Annotated in this window: 12 protein-coding genes, 4 tRNA genes and 1 pseudogene; 9 read left to right on the top strand and 8 right to left on the bottom strand. The window is 68.5% G+C overall.

The features are described from left to right. Nucleotides 1–12 precede the first annotated feature (12 nt). Entirely contained in the window at nt 13–930 is a 918-nt protein-coding gene (gene mshD / locus FXO18_RS13405; RefSeq protein WP_149361614.1) for a mycothiol synthase, read from the top strand. 39 nt (nt 931–969) lie between these two features. Here mshD and phoU read toward each other — a convergent pair whose 3' ends face one another. The 5 genes from phoU to FXO18_RS13380 all read right to left on the bottom strand — a co-directional run bounded on the left by phoU (nt 970) and on the right by FXO18_RS13380 (nt 5,412). Further along, a complete protein-coding gene (gene phoU, locus FXO18_RS13400) occupies nt 970–1,623 on the bottom strand; it encodes a phosphate signaling complex protein PhoU (RefSeq protein ID WP_149361613.1) in 654 nt (217 codons plus the stop codon). 63 nt (nt 1,624–1,686) lie between these two features. Continuing rightward, entirely contained in the window at nt 1,687–3,294 is a 1,608-nt protein-coding gene (locus tag FXO18_RS13395; RefSeq protein ID WP_149361612.1) for an LCP family protein, read from the bottom strand. A 176-nt stretch (nt 3,295–3,470) separates the two neighbouring features. After that, entirely contained in the window at nt 3,471–4,622 is a 1,152-nt protein-coding gene (gene dusB, locus FXO18_RS13390; RefSeq protein WP_149361611.1) for a tRNA dihydrouridine synthase DusB, read from the bottom strand. A 15-nt stretch (nt 4,623–4,637) separates the two neighbouring features. Beyond that, nucleotides 4,638–5,213, bottom strand: coding sequence for a DUF937 domain-containing protein (locus FXO18_RS13385; RefSeq protein ID WP_149361610.1), 576 nt, complete (start codon nt 5,211–5,213; stop codon nt 4,638–4,640). A 126-nt stretch (nt 5,214–5,339) separates the two neighbouring features. Then, a tRNA-Lys gene (locus FXO18_RS13380) sits at nt 5,340–5,412 on the bottom strand. Between the two features lie 178 nt (nt 5,413–5,590). Between FXO18_RS13380 and FXO18_RS13375 the strand changes: the two genes are divergently transcribed. Both FXO18_RS13375 and FXO18_RS13370 read left to right on the top strand, forming a co-directional pair. Beyond that, nucleotides 5,591–6,961 carry an MBL fold metallo-hydrolase gene (locus tag FXO18_RS13375; protein WP_149361609.1) on the top strand — a complete coding sequence of 457 codons (1,371 nt, stop codon included), beginning with the start codon at nt 5,591–5,593 and terminating at the stop codon, nt 6,959–6,961. Nucleotides 6,962–7,065: 104 nt separating this feature from the next. After that, complete coding sequence (locus FXO18_RS13370; protein WP_187774361.1) at nt 7,066–7,986, top strand: spermidine synthase; 921 nt, start codon at nt 7,066–7,068, stop codon at nt 7,984–7,986. A gap of 13 nt (nt 7,987–7,999) precedes the next feature. Here the strand turns inward: FXO18_RS13370 and FXO18_RS13365 are convergent, their stop codons facing one another. Continuing rightward, a complete protein-coding gene (locus FXO18_RS13365) occupies nt 8,000–8,797 on the bottom strand; it encodes a sulfite exporter TauE/SafE family protein (protein WP_149361608.1) in 798 nt (265 codons plus the stop codon). Between the two features lie 395 nt (nt 8,798–9,192). Here FXO18_RS13365 and FXO18_RS13360 point away from each other — a divergent pair. The 5 genes and pseudogenes from FXO18_RS13360 to mftF form a co-directional block, all read left to right on the top strand. Further along, nucleotides 9,193–9,265: transfer RNA gene (locus tag FXO18_RS13360), tRNA-Glu, on the top strand. Nucleotides 9,266–9,304: 39 nt separating this feature from the next. Next, nucleotides 9,305–9,378, top strand: a tRNA-Asp gene (locus FXO18_RS13355). Between the two features lie 48 nt (nt 9,379–9,426). Beyond that, nucleotides 9,427–9,500, top strand: a tRNA-Phe gene (locus FXO18_RS13350). Nucleotides 9,501–9,891: 391 nt separating this feature from the next. After that, the gene (locus FXO18_RS13345) at nt 9,892–10,794 is read left to right on the top strand and encodes an oxidoreductase (RefSeq protein ID WP_149361607.1); all 903 of its coding nucleotides are present in this window, start codon (nt 9,892–9,894) and stop codon (nt 10,792–10,794) included. Between the two features lie 166 nt (nt 10,795–10,960). After that, nucleotides 10,961–12,280, top strand: a pseudogene (mftF, locus tag FXO18_RS16110) (mycofactocin biosynthesis glycosyltransferase MftF); the annotation flags it as partial. Nucleotides 12,281–12,291: 11 nt separating this feature from the next. On the opposite strand, the gene FXO18_RS13335 reads toward mftF, so the two are convergent. Further along, nucleotides 12,292–13,314 carry an AraC family transcriptional regulator gene (locus FXO18_RS13335; RefSeq protein WP_149361605.1) on the bottom strand — a complete coding sequence of 341 codons (1,023 nt, stop codon included), beginning with the start codon at nt 13,312–13,314 and terminating at the stop codon, nt 12,292–12,294. Nucleotides 13,315–13,440: 126 nt separating this feature from the next. Between FXO18_RS13335 and FXO18_RS13330 the strand changes: the two genes are divergently transcribed. Continuing rightward, nucleotides 13,441–14,583, top strand: a complete 1,143-nt coding sequence (locus FXO18_RS13330) for an acyl-CoA dehydrogenase family protein (RefSeq protein WP_149361604.1) — start codon at nt 13,441–13,443, stop codon at nt 14,581–14,583. Nucleotides 14,584–14,606: 23 nt separating this feature from the next. Here FXO18_RS13330 and FXO18_RS13325 read toward each other — a convergent pair whose 3' ends face one another. After that, a complete protein-coding gene (locus FXO18_RS13325) occupies nt 14,607–15,791 on the bottom strand; it encodes a pyridoxal phosphate-dependent aminotransferase (RefSeq protein WP_149361603.1) in 1,185 nt (394 codons plus the stop codon). Nucleotides 15,792–15,800 lie beyond the last annotated feature (9 nt).

Raw genomic sequence — 15,800 nt, 5'->3', positions numbered from 1 at the left:
GTAGTGCCGCCGATGGAGCTCGTGCCGCTCGATAGTGACGACCAGGACGACGTCGCCGCGGTGCTCGGTGCGGCGCGGGCCCACGATCAGGCCGATCCGGTCTCCGAGCAGGGCCTGCGGGCGCTCGCGGAGGAGATCGTGTCACGCAACATCGCCCTCCTCGACGACGGCAGGATCATCGGCGTCGCCACGGTGCGCTGGGAGAACGGCACGGCGAACATCGAGCTCGTGGTGCATCCGGGGGAGCGGCGCAGGGGAGCGGGCAGTGTCTTGCTCGGGGCTGCTAGCGCGATCGGCAAGCATGGCGCGCAGGTGTGGTCCCACGGCGATCTTCCGGCGGCGCGCGCGCTGGCCCAGGTCCGGGGGCTCGCGCGTACCCGGGAGCTGCTGCAGATGCGCCGTCCCCTCGGCGAGGGATCCAAACCCTTGCCCGCGCCGGTCGCGATCGAGGGCGCGCGGATCATGAGCTATGCCGACAGCGCTAGGGATGCGACCCTGGACCGCGAGATCGTGCGGGTCAACAATGCGGCATTCGCGTGGCATCCGGAGCAAGGCGGATGGTCAGTGCGCGACGTGGTGGAGCGCCGTGGCCTGCCGTGGTTCGATCCGCGCGGCCTGTTCCTCGCTCTTGACGCGGGCGATGCTTGCCAGGACAACGCTGATCGCCTGCTGGGGTTCCACTGGACGAAGATCCACGCGGCAGAGGGTGATCAACCGGCGATGGGCGAGGTGTACATCGTGGGCGTCGATCCCGCAGCGCATGGCCGTGGAATCGGGCGCGCCCTGACCCTGGAGGGCATGCGCTACCTGCAGGACAAGGGGCTGCCGATGGTGAGCCTGTACGTCGAGTCCGACAACCTGGCCGCCCTGCGCACCTATGAGAAGCTGGGCTTCGAGCGGTTCTTCACCGACGTGGCCTACACCGTCTAGAGCGGACCAGGCCCCCGGCCTGGCTGGTTGCCGGACCTGCTAGACCGAGTCCTCCGGGATCTTGCCTGTCACGAGGTAGATGACCTTGCGGGCAACCTCGACGGAGTGATCGGCGAACCGCTCGTAGTAGCGACCAAGCAGCGTGACATCGACAGCCGCCGCCACGCCATGCTTCCACTCCCGATCCATCAGCACGCTGAACAGGTGACGGTGCAGGTCGTCCATCGCATCGTCCTCGTCGAGCAGCTGCAGGGCCTGCTCGGCATCGTGGTTCTCGAGCACCTCCGCCGCGCCCTTGGCGAGGTGAGCGGCCACGCGGCCCATCTCGGCAAAGTAGGCCTTGACCTCCTCGGGGAGGGCCTGCTTGGGGTGGCGGCGCCGGGTGATCTTCGCGACGTGCAGCGCGAGGCGCCCCATCCGGTCGAGATCATTCACGGCCTGGATGCCGGATACCACCGAGCGCAGGTCCCCGGCTACGGGTGCCTGGAGGGCGAGCAGCGCGAATGCCTTCTCCTCGCACGAGGCTCGCATCGCGTCGAGCTCATCGTGGTCGGATATGACCTTCTCGGCGATCGCAAGATCGGCCTGCAGCAGCGCCTGGGTGGCCGACGCCATCGCCGCATCGGCCTGTCGGCACATCGTGGCGAGAGAGAGCGACAGGTCGGCGATCTTCTCGGTGTAGGCAGCTCGCATGGTGCCCTAGCCTACGTTGCCGAGCGGGAATCGTCATTCGTGCGCGTTGAACGACGCGTGAATTCAGGTGCAGGAAAGGTCACCGGCGTTGGTGACGGAGAGATCGTCGGGAAGCGGCACCTGCGGCACCACGGCACCGTCGTCCATGATCGACACCATAGTTCCCGGGCTTGCCGGTGCTGAGATCGAGGCATCGAAGTCGGTGCCCAGGATGACCTCGACGATGCTGCCGAGGCCGCGACGTTCTTGCAGCACCGCGTTGCTGAAGGAGGAAGCGAGGGTAGCGGCCTCGGCCTCGTTGCCCTCCGAGTAGCGGATCACGGTCTGGTTGAGCACGCGCGAGTGGTCGCCGACGCTGTAGATCTGGAAGCCGTAGCCCGCGAGCGCGCTCGCTGCGTTCCCCGCGAGGCCGAAGGTGCGCGAGCCATTGGAGACCTGCACGCTCACCTGGCTGGGGAATTCCGCCTCCGCATCGCGTGGCTCGTCCTGCCCGGCGGCGGGCTGCGCATCCCCGGAGGAAGCGGCGGGAGCATCATCGGTGTTGTCGTTGTTGCTCGGCGCGGGGTCCTCCTCGCCGGGGAGCGGCCAGTCGTAGATGATCGCGTCGAAGATCGCATCGACGTCCCGGTCGCGGGGGATCTCGTTCATCTGCTCGTTTGGGCCGGCGGTGGGAATGGTGAGGAACGTGACCTGCCCCGCATCGACGCCCTGCATCGAGCGAGCGAGCATCAGCAGTGACTCCGAGTCGACATTCTCGACGAAGGTGTGGCTGACGAACGCCTCGATGAAGCTGTTGAGCTTGGTGGGGTCGAGCAGGACGCGGCTGGAGAGCACCTCGCGCAGCAGCGAGGACAACAACACTTGCTGGCGGTGCATGCGGCCGTAGTCGTTGGTGCCCTCGGCAGGAACGTGGCGGGCGCGCACGTAGTCGAGGGCGGTGGGCCCGTTGATGACCTGTCGTCCGGCCTCCGGGATGATGAGCCCGAGCTCGTCGTCCCACATCGGCTGGGTGACGCATACCTCGACGCCGCCGATGGTGTCGACCATGTCCTGGAAGCCCGCGAAGTCGATGCCCACGAAGCGGTTGATGTTCATTCCCGAGATCCGCTGGACCGCCTTGATCAGGCATTTCGGTCCGCCGGTGTAGTAGGCGTCGTTGAGCTTGACGTTGCGTTCCGAGGGGACGTAGTCCTCGGAGTAGGTGGCGGAATCGTTGTCGAACCGCTGGCAGGACGGGCGGGTGATGTTCAGATCGCGCGGGAAGGAGACGGCGACGACGCGGCGACGGTCAGCGGGGACGGTAACGAGCATGATCGTGTCCGAGCGGGCACCCTCGTGCATCCACCCGGTGCCGCCGATCTGCGCGTTGATGCCCGCGCGGCTATCGACTCCCACCACGAGGAAGGTCTCGTCGCCGGCCTGGTCGTCGATGCTGCGCACATCATCAGAGCCCATATCGAGCGCCTCGACGATCGTGAGATCGTTGTTCGTGCTGCGGATGTAGTTCCACACGGTCCCCGTGAGAACGAGCGCGCTCAGCGAGACGAGCGTGACCAGGATGCGCGCGGCGATGAGGATGCGGGGATGCCGGTGCGCGACGGGCGAGGGCGGCATGACCACGCCGACCTGTCCAGCCGCGCGGTGCGTGCCGCTGCTAGGCGATTCGCTCACTCATCCATCCTCGGGTCCTGGTGCGCGCCACGACCCCGGCGATGGTGGGCCGGTCCGCGGGCAGTGTCGTTCCTACTAGAGTAAGCATGCACACCAGTGCACGCGCCATCATCGACGGATCCCTGCCCCCAGGAATGGTGGCAATTGTTACTAATGGTGCGAGTGTTGCAGAACGGTCATCCGCCCGAATGCATCAGGTCCGCGCCCTGCGGGACCGCGCAATCATCGGGATCCTCCAGCCAGCCGTCCGGCAGCATCACCTTCCCCGGCGACCCTTGCCGCCCCCGTGGCCCCTCCGCCGCAGCAGGGAAGGGAACCTCCGGCTCAAGCTCGCTGAGCAGCGTTTTCAACTGATCGAGGCTCTCCACCAGTGCCAGTGCCGACCGTAGGTCCGAGCCGGCCGGGAACCCCCGCAGGTACCACGCGATGTGCTTGCGCATCTCCCGCGTGCCCCGGTGCTCGCCGTGATGGTCCACGAGCAGTTCGGCATGCCGCTGCATGATCTCGGCCACTTCGCCCAGCCGCGGCGGTACTGGCACCGGCTTGCCGTTCAACCGAGCGCTCAGCTCCGCGAACAACCACGGCCTGCCGAGGCAGCCCCGCCCGACCACCACGCCGTCGCAGCCCGTGCTCGCCATCATTCGCTCGGCATCCTCCGCCGCGAAGATATCGCCATTGCCGAGCACCGGGATGGAGGTGACGTGCTGCTTGAGGCGAGCGATCTCGTCCCAGTCAGCGACGCCCGAGTAGCGCTGCGCCGCCGTGCGGGCATGCAGCGCCACTGCCGCCGCGCCCTCGCCCTCCGCGATGCGTCCAGCATCGAGGTGCGTGTGGTGATCCGCGTCGATGCCGATGCGGAACTTCACCGTCACCGGGATCGACGTTCCCTCCGTCGCCCGCACCGCCGCAGCAACGATCTGGCCAAACAGGTTGCGCTTGTACGGCAGCGCCGCGCCGCCGCCCTTGCGGGTCACCTTCGGCACGGGGCAGCCGAAGTTCATGTCGATGTGATCGGCGAGATCCTCCTCGACGATCATCCGCGCCGCCTCGTAGGTGTAGCGCGGATCCACCGTGTACAGCTGCAGCGAGCGCGGCGTCTCGGTCGGGCCGAACGTCGTCATGTGCATCGTGGCCTCGTTGCGCTCCACCAGGGCACGCGCAGTCACCATCTCGCACACGTACAAGCCCGCTGTCGAGCCCGCCCGCGCTGTCTCGATCTCCCGGCACAGCGTGCGGAACGCCACATTGGTGATGCCGGCCATCGGGGCGAGCACCACCGGGCTGCCGAGCTCGAGCGAGCCGATGCGCAGCGGAGCGCGGGACGTCATGGATGCCACCATCTGCTAGTTCTTGCCCCCGCCGAGCATTCCGCCGAGGCCGCCCTTGTTCTTGTCATCGTTGGTGTCGTTGCCCCCGCCGAGCGCATCGCCGAGCACCCCACCGAGCATTCCGCCGAGGCCGCCCTGCGACTGCTGCCCGCCCAGGACGCTGCCGAGCATGCCGCCGAGGCCACCCTTGCTGCCCATGTACTGCTTCGCCAGGTACGCCATGACGATCGGCGCGATCATCGGCAGCACCTTCGACACCAGTGACTCGTCGCCGCCGCCCGAGCTGCCCGCGAGCGCATGGATGGCGGTGTCCTTGTCCTCGCCGAGGATCCTGTTGACGATCTTCTCGCCATCGTTCGTGTCGACCTCGTCGATGTTGATCTCGCGGTCCGCCAGCGTCGTGTCCCGGCCGTCGAGCGCGTGCGCCAGGGACTCCGCGCCCTGCGAGTCCTGCGCGTTGCGGTCGAGCCTGCCGAGCAGCGTGGGCAGGGCCTGCTTCACCACGCCCTCCGCGGTGGAGTCATCCACCCCGAGCTTCCGGGCGATCTGGCTGATGGGGACCTGGCGGAGCAGATCGTCGAGCGCGGCCATGGCGGGACCTTTCCTTGGAGCGGGCAGTCACGTACGACGATAGCCGCGCGGGGTGGAACGGGACTAGCCGCCAGTGCCGGGGAAGCGGGATCCCCCGCCCGGAATGTCCAGGCGGGGGGAGTGGTGTGCCCCCTCTCGGGCTCGAACCGAGGACCTGCGGATTAAAAGTCCGTAGCTCTACCAACTGAGCTAAAGGGGCATGCCCTGTGCGGGCGGCTCCCATGCTAGCGAACGTGGCGGTTGTTTAGCACACCGGCGGGCGAGCGTGGCTCCACCGACCCTTGCATACCCCAGGGGGTATATGGTTACATGGGATGCATACCCCAGGGGGTTACGGAACAGAATCCCCGAGCGAACCCCACCACGAGGAGGCCAGGATGATCCTGGAGCAGTACTACATCGACTGCCTCTCGCACGCGTCATACCTGATCGGCGACGAGAAGACCGGCAATGCCATCGTCGTCGACCCCCGGCGCGACATCACCGAGTACCTCACCGACGCCAAGGCCAACGGGCTGACCATCATCGGCATCATCAACACCCACTTCCACGCCGACTTCGTCTCTGGCCACCTCGAGCTCGTCGACGCCACCGGCGCCTGGATCGGCTTCGGCCACCGCGCCGACACCGAGTACCCCATCAAGCGGCTCCACCATGGCGACCGCATCAGCCTCGGCGACGTCGACATCGAGATCCTCGAGACGCCCGGCCACACCTGGGAATCCATCAGCCTCCTCGTCCGCGAGAACGCCCAAGCGAGCCCCACGGCCGTCCTGACCGGCGACTCCCTGTTCATCGGCGACGTGGGCCGCCCCGACCTCGCCAACCTCGGCGACGGCAGCAACACCGACCTCGCCCGCGCGATGTACAACACCGTCCACAACGTCCTGCTGCCCCTGCCCGATGACGTCATCGTCATGCCCGCCCACGGCGCAGGCTCCTCGTGCGGCAAGAACCTGTCGGACGAGCTCACCTCCACCATCGGCGAGCAGCGCCGCACCAACCTGTCCGTGCAGCCCATGAGCGAGGACGAGTTCGTCAAGCTCATCACCGACGGCCAGCCCGCGGTGCCCGGCTACTTCCTCACCGACGCCGAGCTCAACCGCCGCAACCACGCCCTGCTCGCCCAGGACCGCCAGGTCCCCGAGCTCACCGCCGCCTACGTGGCCCAGCACCTCGACAACGGCGGCGTGGTCCTCGACGCCCGCTCGCCCGACGACTTCGCCGACGGCCACGTCCGTGGTTCCGTCAACGTCGGCTTCGACGGCCGCTTCGCCGAGACCGGCGGCATGGTCGCCGGGCTGCACGACGAGATCATCGTCGTCACCTACCCCGGCGAGGAGCAGGACGCCGCGATGCGGCTCTCCCGCATCGGCTACGACAACGTCATCGGCTACCTCAACGTGACCGGCACCAGCTTCCCCGCAGCGCTCGCCGAGCGGGTGGCTCCCGCGCCGCGCTACACGGTGCGCGACCTCGTCGGCAACCTCGACTCGGTGACGCTCGTCGACATCCGCAACCCCGGCGAGCGCGAGGGTGGCTACATCGAGGGCTCCGTGCACATCCCGCTCGCCCAGCTCGACGCACGCATCAGCGAGCTGCCCGCGGGCAAGCCCATCGTGGTGCACTGCGCCGGCGGATGGCGCTCCAGCGTCGCCGCTAGCCTGCTGCGCGCCCGTGGCATCGACGGCGTGAGCGACCTCGTGGGCGGCTACAACGCCTGGCTCGAGGAGCACGCCGCAGTCTAGGGGCAGAGCTTCCATCGCCCCGACCGTGAAGATCCAGCCACGTCCCACGTGGCTGGATCTTCACGATTCGCGGGTAGCCCGGCCGGGTGCGCGACAATGGGCCCATGAGCCGCCAGTCCCGCCGCAGCCAGGGCTCCCGCCCGCCAGCAGCCCGCCCGATCGTCCGCCGCCCCGGCCTGGACCGCCAGGATCCCAGTGGCGCGGATCCGTGGACCACCGGTGCGCGCCCCATCGATTCGGGCACGTGCGAGCTCGTGGCGGAGGGCGAGGGAGGCTGGGTGCTGTATGTCAACGGCGCGCCAAGCTCGTTCATCTCGGAGGGTGATCCCCGGCAGCTCGGCTTCGGCTACATGCAATGGATCGCGGCCGCCATCGAATGCCAGTGGCCGGGCGACGGCGAGGGGCTGCGCGTGCTTCATCTCGGTGGGGGCGCGTGCACCTTGCCGCGGTATGTGGCGGAGGCGCTCCCGGGGGCGAGGCAGCTCGTGGTGGAGATCGATGCGGAGCTGGCGCGGCTGGCGCGGGAGTGGTCGGACCTGCCGCGGGCACCGAGGCTGCGGATCCGGGTGGGGGAGGCCCGCGAGGTGGTGGAGGGGCTCTCGCCGGGCACGAGGGATGTGATCGTGCGGGATGTCTTCGCCGGCGACGAGACCCCGCGAGCGCTGACGACGACGGGCTTCCTCGATGCTGCGCGACTGGTTCTCGCCCCGGGCGGGATGTATGCCGTCAACTGTGGGGCGCTGCGGGGGCTGCGCGAGGCGCGGGAGGAGGTGGCGACGGTGCTGGAACGGTTCGGCCATGTACTGCTCGTCGGTGATCAGGCCACGTTGAAGGGGCGTCGTCCGGGGAACGTCGTGGTGCTCGGCAGTGATGCGCCGTTCGACGCGGTGGCGCTGGGCGCGAGGCTGCGCGGGGGTGCGAACGCGGCGGTGGTGCTGGACGGCGATGCGGTCGTGGAATTCGGCAAGGGCGCTGACCCCCGCGAGGATCCTGTGGCTGGTTTGCTAGCGGAGCCGGGCACCTAGCAGAGCTGGGCGTCTAGCGGAAGAGCCCGATGACGACGTCGCCGAGGATGATGGCAGCGAGGGCGAGGACGAGGTAGGCGAACCAGCGCTGGAGCTGGTGCGCGCTGATGCGGCTGGCGAAGCGTTGCGCGGCGAGCGAGCCGACGATGGCGGTGGCGGCGAAGACCGCCGTGATCGTCCAGTCGAGCTCGACGGTGCCGAGGTGGGAGGCGAGCCCGGCCAGCGAGTTCGCGATGATGATGAGCAGCGACGTGCCGACGGCGGTGGCCATGGGCAGGCCGAGGAGCAGCACGAGCGCCGGGACGATGAGGAATCCGCCGCCCACGCCGAACATGCCAGTGAGCACGCCCACGCCCAGCCCGGCGGGGATCGACCGGGAGGAGCAGCGCTTCCAGTTGATATGGGGTGGCCCGCTGCCCTCATCGGTGACTGCGCACGCGGTGCCGGTGTGGTCGGGACTGTGGAGCATGCGGTAGGCGGCGAGCACCATGATGGTGGCGAATCCGGCGAGGAGCAGGTCCTCGGGGATGGCGCGGCCGAGCCATCCGCCGAGCAATGCTGCGGGGATGCCGGTGGCGGCGAAGATGCCCGCGAGGCGCCAGTTGACGGCGCGGGCGCGGATGCGGGGGAGCGCTCCGGTTGCGGAGGCGAGCGCGACGACGATCAGGGAGAGCGGCACGGCCTGGTGGATGGGCATGCCAACGACGTAGACGAGGGCGGGGACGGCAAGGATGGCGCCGCCTCCGCCGAGGAGGCCAAGGAGTATGCCGATGGCGATCCCGAGCGTGGCAACGGTGATGGTGGTGGCCATGCGTTCTCCCGTCGTTCCGCCGGTGCTTTCTAGGCCCAGAGTATACCCTCTGGGGTATATGGCGCTATGGCGCGGACCACGCTCCCTGCATGCGGCCGGGCAGCCGGGGCGAATGCCCGTTCCAGGCCCACGGTGAGCTCGCGGCCGCGTGGCTCCGCAAGGCCGTGCCCACGATCGGCAGCTGCGGAGCTGTCGACTGGAGCGCGGGCCTCCTTGCTGGCGTCCGATGGCATCGCCGTGCGTGGCGCTGGCATGGCCTCCGGGGATGCCGTGGGGCGCGATTACCAGCGATAACAGCGACTGACCACGCGTTTTGTGTTTTCTCCAAGTTCTGTCCTATGCTAGTCCCGCTCCCAACGGAAACCTGTTGGGGATGCCGGCCAGGCAACTGGCAGGCCCCCTTCGTCTAGAGGCCTAGGACGCCGCCCTTTCAAGGCGGTAACGCGGGTTCGAATCCCGTAGGGGGTACGCTCTCCTAGGTCTAGGCGTAGTAGAGTTACGATGCATGGCCCTGTGGCGCAGTTGGTTAGCGCGCCGCCCTGTCACGGCGGAGGTCGCGGGTTCGAGTCCCGTCAGGGTCGCAAGTCCAGCAATGGGCATGTTTTCATCGCCGGGAACGGCGTTGATCCGGCCAGGTAGCTCAGTTGGTACGAGCGTCCGCCTGAAAAGCGGAAGGTCGCCGGTTCGATCCCGGCCTTGGCCACATCAAGTCCCCCAGGATTACCTGGGGGACTTTTTGTATCCCAGGGCTTAGGGCCCCGGATCGCCGCGCTGCTGCCCAGGCCGCGCTGGGAATGGAGACTTTTCCCGCTCCAGCCGGGATAGGTTTCCACTCGCCTGGCGATGCCGGCCGCCTGGAGGCATCGCGGCCAGAGCAGGGGACCGCGGCGTCCACGGCTCCCCGCCAGCTGCCACCTTTGCCGTGCTCCTGCCACGGATGCTGCCTTCCTGCCACGGATACTTGGGTGGCTGCTCCGCGCACAGGTGGCTGGTGTCTGCCAAGGGTGGCAGCTCCCGCCTTGACCGACCGCCGAGCGCCCCGCATCCCGGTGGGCGTCTGGTGATTCAGGGCCCCAGATCGTAGTGTTTGGTGCATGAGTGGATGGTCTTCGGCGGAGATGGGTGGCCAGGCGGGTCGCACGGTGATCGTGACGGGTGCCAATAGTGGCCTGGGCGCGGTGACTGCTCGCGAGCTCGCGGCGAAGGGCGCTTCGGTGGTGATGGCGTGCCGCGATACGGCGAAGGGCGAGCAGGCCCGGGAAGCCATCCTCGAGGAGCACCCTGGCGCGGACCTCGAGGTGCGCGCGCTCGATCTCGCGGACCTGAGCTCGATCTACGAGTTCGCCAAGGACGTCTCGACGTTCGATGTGCTGATCAACAATGCTGGCGTGATGGCGGTGCCGAAGTCGCGCACCAAGGATGGCTTCGAGATGCAGTTCGGCACGAACCATCTTGGTCATTTCGCGCTGACGGGCCTGCTGCTCGGCCGCATCCGCGATCGGGTGGTGACGGTCTCGAGCATGGCGCACACCCTCGGCTCCATTGATTTCGATGACCTGAACTGGGAGAAGCGCAACTATCAGCGGTGGCGCGCGTACGGGCAGTCGAAGCTGGCCAACCTGCTGTTCACCTATGAGCTGCAGCGTCGTCTCGCGGATGCTGGCTCGCCGGTACGGTCGGTGGCCGCGCATCCGGGATATGCGTCGACGAACCTGCAATCGCACACCCAGTCGGTGCAGGACAAGCTCATGGGCATCACCAATCTTGTCCTGGCGCAGAGTGCCTACGCCGGCGCCCAGCCGAGCTTGTACGCCGCGACGGCCCCCTCGATCCCCGGTGGCAGCTTCGTGGGGCCGGGCGGCTTCCGGGGCATGCGAGGGGCTCCTGTGCTGGCGAGATCGAATCGTCATTCGCGCGATGTTGCGGTTGCTGGCCGGCTTTGGGAAGAATCCGAAGCACTCACCGGTGTGGTGTATGACATCCGTCAGCGCCGTTGACGCGGTGGGGGCTGTGGGCTAGCTAGCTGCATGGGAACAGTCGCGCCGCGATGCGCCGGCCTAGCCAGTGAAGGCCCATCAAAGGCAAGCAAGGGCAGGATAGGCACGGCACGAGACTGGGTTCGGCAGAAGACTGGGGGTGGGCATCCTGAGCGCGGCAGCACGCATGCTTCCCACAGGCTTCTCGGTGCGACTCGATGGCAAGGTCCGCGTCGTCGAGGATGGTTGCGTGCTGCTCGCTCCGTGGGGCACGGTGCTGCGCTTATCGGTCGCGCAGGCCGCGTGCCTCGATGATGGCGTGGTCGAGGTCGTCGATGACGCTTCCTCCAAGCTCGCGCGGCTGCTGCTCGACGAGCAGTTCGCGCATCCGCGCCCGCTGAAGGGGCCAGGGCGGGACGATCTGACCGTGGTGATCCCGGCGCGCGGCGATGCCGATGCCGTGCGCGATGTGGTGGCTGGCCTAGGCGGGGTGGCGGTGATCGTGGTCGATGATTGCTCGGACGCTCCGATCGAGTGCGCGCGCGCCACGGTGATCCGGCATGACCGCGCGTTCGGGCTGGCCGAGGCACGCAACACCGGGTTGCGGGCGGCGCGCACGCCGTACGTGGCGTTCCTCGATCCGGGCGTGGTGCCGGATGTGCTGTGGATCGAGGCGACGCTGGCGCACTTCGCGGATCCGGATGTGGCGATGGTGGTGCCGCGGGTGCTGCCGCTGCCGGGCCACAAGCGCTGGATCGAGCAGTACGAGTCGATGCGTCCGGCGATGGATCCGGGACGGCGCGAGTGCGACTTGAATACCCGTCGGTGGGACTACAGCGTGCCGACGACGGCCCTGATGGTGCGGCGCGACGCGGCGGTGAAGGTGGGCGGCTTCGATGGGGCTTTCCCGGCGTTCAACGCGACGGACCTGTGCGTGCGGCTTGGTCGGGCGGGCTGGCGGTCGCGGTTCGATCCGGTGGCGGTCGTGCGGGCCTCGCCCCCGCGGTCTATGGTCCCGTGGTTGCACATGCGGGCGGCCACTGGCTACGGCTCGGCGCGGTTGTACGTGACGAAGTCGAGCCCGGAGCGCATCGCGGCGGTGTCGCGCTCCTGGTTCGTGCTGGGGCTGACGCTGCTGCTGGCGGGGGCGCGGCGGGCCGCGCTGGTCTCGGCGGTGGTGAGCTTGGTGCATGCGTTCCGGCTGGCGCGGTCGATCCCGGTGGACGAGCGTCCCTTGTGGACGGCGCTGTCGATGAGCGCGCTGGGGCTCAGCGGACTGGCGCAGCGCTGCGCGGTGCTGATGCTGCGCAACGTGTGGCCGGTGACGATGCTGGCGACGGTGTTGTTCCCGCGGGCCCGGCGGGTGGTGCTGGCGGTGATGCTGGCGGAGGGCGTTGCCGATTGGGCGGCGCGCCGTGATGTGCCGGACCGGATCGATATGGCCCGGTTCGTGGTGCTTCGGCGGCTCGATGATGTGGCGTTCGGCTGGGGCTTGTGGCGCGGCCTGCTGGAGGTCCGCTACGGGGATTCGTCGCTGGGCGGCGCAGGCCGGAAGGCTCGTGGCGTGGCGCCGGTCCATCTCCTGAACGCGCGGCGGAACGCGCTGGGCTCGGAGAACCCGAGCGCCGTGGCGATCTGATCGGTCGTGTCGCCGCGGCGCAGGCGGGCGAGCGCGGCCTCGCGCAGTACCTCGTCTCGGATGCGGTTGGCGCTGGTGCCCTCGCGGCCCAGCAGGCGGCGCAGGTGTGATTCGCTCAGCGCGAGCTTGGTGGCTATCTGCGCGTTGGTGGGCAGCGCGTGCAGGGGCGAGCGTTGCAGCATGCGGAGCACCTGCGTGGTGCGGGGCGTGGTGCCGGCTGGTTCGGTGAACAGCCGGGCGGGCGCGGCGCGGAGGAAGTCGAGGAGGCTGTGCTCGGTCTGCACGATGGGAGCGTGCAGCGCGCGGGGCTCGAAGACGATGGCGGCGGTGGGAGCGCCGAGGGTGGGCGTCACGCCGAACAGCGCGCGGTAGAAGGTCGGCGCGTAGTCGTCGCGGGCGGGATACGGCAGCGCGACGCGGGACGGCGCGAGGGGATGATCGATCAGCCAGGCGGCGAAGCGGTGGATCAGCAGGAACGCGAGCTCGATGAGCAGCTGGGTGGCCTCATCGGGGCGGTGTCCGCGCAGGTCGAGGGTGATCGCGCCGGTGGCGGTGTCGAAGCTGAAGGTGATGGGGGTCATCGCGGGCAGCGCGGGCAAGGACGAGATCATCCGGGACAGCGCGTGACCGAGGTCGGGGGAGTGGATGAGCGCGAGGGTGACGAGGCGGAACGTGCCGCGGGGGACGGGGGCGGCGCCGAGCCCGCCGAGCTCATCGTTGGTGAGCGCCCAGACGGCGCGGGTGAACGCGGAGGCCTCGCTGGGCGTGATGGCGGGGCCGCTCGCGTCGAGGACGGTGAGGGGCAGGCGCGCGGCGTCGAGGGCGGGCCGCAGGTCGATGCCACGGGTGTCGGCGGCATGCACGGTGCGCCGGACGTATTCAGTGGGGATGCGGTGCGGCATGGTCCCCCCACCCTATGTGATCGTTTCGGTCATGGACATTGGGCGGTTTGGTCATCGCCAAGCATTTACGTGGGGCGTACTGTGACACCAACGATCGTGTCTACTTTCGAGAAGGAGCCACCCAGCGTGGAACGCACCATCTACACCCCCGAGCAGATCATGTTCCGCGATTCCTACCGTGGATTCCTCAAGGAGCACGTTGCCCCCCACCACGAGCAGTGGGAGAAGGACGAGATCGTGCCCCGCGAGGTGTGGGCGGAGGCAGGCAAGCTCGGCTTCCTCGGCACCGCCGTGGAGGAGCAGTACGGTGGCGGCGGCGATCCTGACTTCCGCTTCAACGCCATCGTCTCCGAGGAGACCGCCCGCGGCGGCTTCAGCGGCATCGGCTTCACCCTCCATAACGACGTGGTGCAGCCCTACCTGACCGAGCTGTGCAACGACGAGCAGAAGAAGCGCTGGCTGCCCGGCTTCGTCTCCGGCGAGATCATCACCGCCATCGCGATGACCGAGCCCGGCACCGGGTCGGACCTGCAGGGCATCAAGACCAACGCCAAGAAGGACGGCGACGACTGGATCCTCAACGGGTCCAAGACGTTCATCACCAATGGCATCAATGCCGATCTCGTCATCGTGGTCGCCAAGACCAATCCGGACGCGGGCGCGCAGGGCTTCAGCCTCTTTGTCGTCGAGCGCGGCATGGAGGGCTTCGAGCGGGGACGCAACCTCGACAAGATCGGCATGAAGGCCCAGGACACCGCCGAGCTGCACTTCGACAACGTGCGCGTGCCCGCCGCCAACCTCCTCGGCGAGGAAGGCATGGGCTTCATCTATCTCATGCAGGGCCTCCCGCAGGAGCGCCTCTCCATCGCCGTCGTCGCGGCAGCAGCCATGGAGGCCTGCCTCGACATGACCATCGACTACTGCCGGGACCGCAAGGCCTTCGGCCGTGGCATCGGCAAGTTCCAGAACACCCGCTTCGTGCTCGCCGAGCTTGCCACCGAGACCCAGATGGTGCGCCTCGCCGTGGACAAGTGCATCGAGCAGCTCAACGAGAAGAAGCTCACCGTGCAGGACGCCGCGATGATCAAGTGGTGGTCCACCGAGAACCAGGTCAAGCTGATCGACCGCTGCCTCCAGCTGCACGGCGGCTACGGCTACATGCGGGAGTACCCCATCGCCAAGGCGTACCTCGACTCGCGCGTGCAGACCATCTACGGCGGCACCACCGAGATCATGAAGGAGATCATCGGCCGGGGGCTGAACCTCTGAGAACGGCAACGTTCAGCAGGGGATCATCCCTCATGATCGGTGGACAGCCGGGACGCCCCGGCCAGCCGGTGCCCGGCCTCGGCGAGCACCTCGTGCCGCTTGCAGAACGCGAAGCGCACGAGGTGCCGCCAGTCCGCCTGGTCACGGGCATCGACGAACGCGCTGACGGGCACCGCGGCCACGCCCAGGCTAGAAGGCATGGCCCGGCACAGGGCACGCGCATCGGTGTGGCCCAAGGGTCGCGGATCAGCGATCACGAAGTACGTGCCAGCACTGGCGCGTACCCCGAACCCGGCCTCGGAGAGCGCCGCTGCGAGGGCGTCGCGCTTGTCCTGCAATCCCTCCCGCAGTCCTTGCACCCACGGCTGCTCGTCGCGCAGGGCCGTCGCCACGGCGGGCTGCAGCGGCCCGCCGGAAACGAAGCTCATGAACTGCTTCGCCGCCCGCACCGCCGCGACGAGCTCGCGCGGACCGCACACCCAGCCGATCTTCCAGCCGGTGCAGTTGAACGTCTTGCCCGCGCTCGACACGCACAGGGTGCGCTCGCGCATCCCGGGCAGCGCGGCGAGCGGACGATGCTCCGCGCCGTCGAACACCAGGCGCTCGTACACCTCGTCGGTGATCACGATGAGGTCGTGAGCGATGGCAAGCTCCGCGACCTGCGCCAGCTCGGCCCCGTCGAGCACGCTGCCTGTCGGATTGTGCGGCGAGTTGATCACCAGCAGCCGCGTGGCGGGCGTGATCGCCGCCCGCAGCGAATCCACATCCAGGACGAAGCGATCGCCGTCCTCGACCAGCCGCGCGCAGCGATGCCGCGCACCAGCCATCGCCACGGCCGCCGGGTACGAGTCGAAGTAGGGCGCCACCAGCACCACCTCGTCGCCCCGGTCGGCCAGCGCGATGATCGACGCGGTAATGCCCTCCGTCGCGCCGACCGTCACGAGCACCTCGTCCGCGGGATCGTAGACGGTGCCATAGCGGGCAGCGCGGTCCGCCGCGATGGCCTCCCGCAGCTCCACGCGGCCAGCCCCCGGCGGGTACTGGTTCGCCCCGCTCGCGATCGCCTCCCGCGCGGCATCGAGCATCGCTCGCGGCCCGTCCTCGTCCGGGAACCCCTGGCCGAGGTTGATCGCCCCGTGCCGCACCGCCAATTCAGTCATCTCGGCGAATACGGTGGAGCGGAACGGTTCGAGACGAGGTACGAGCATCCCGCCACT

It is taken from the genome of Lolliginicoccus suaedae (assembly GCF_008312885.1).
Lineage (GTDB): Bacteria > Actinomycetota > Actinomycetes > Mycobacteriales > Mycobacteriaceae > Lolliginicoccus > Lolliginicoccus suaedae.
This window is presented reverse-complemented; position numbering and strand designations above follow the sequence as displayed.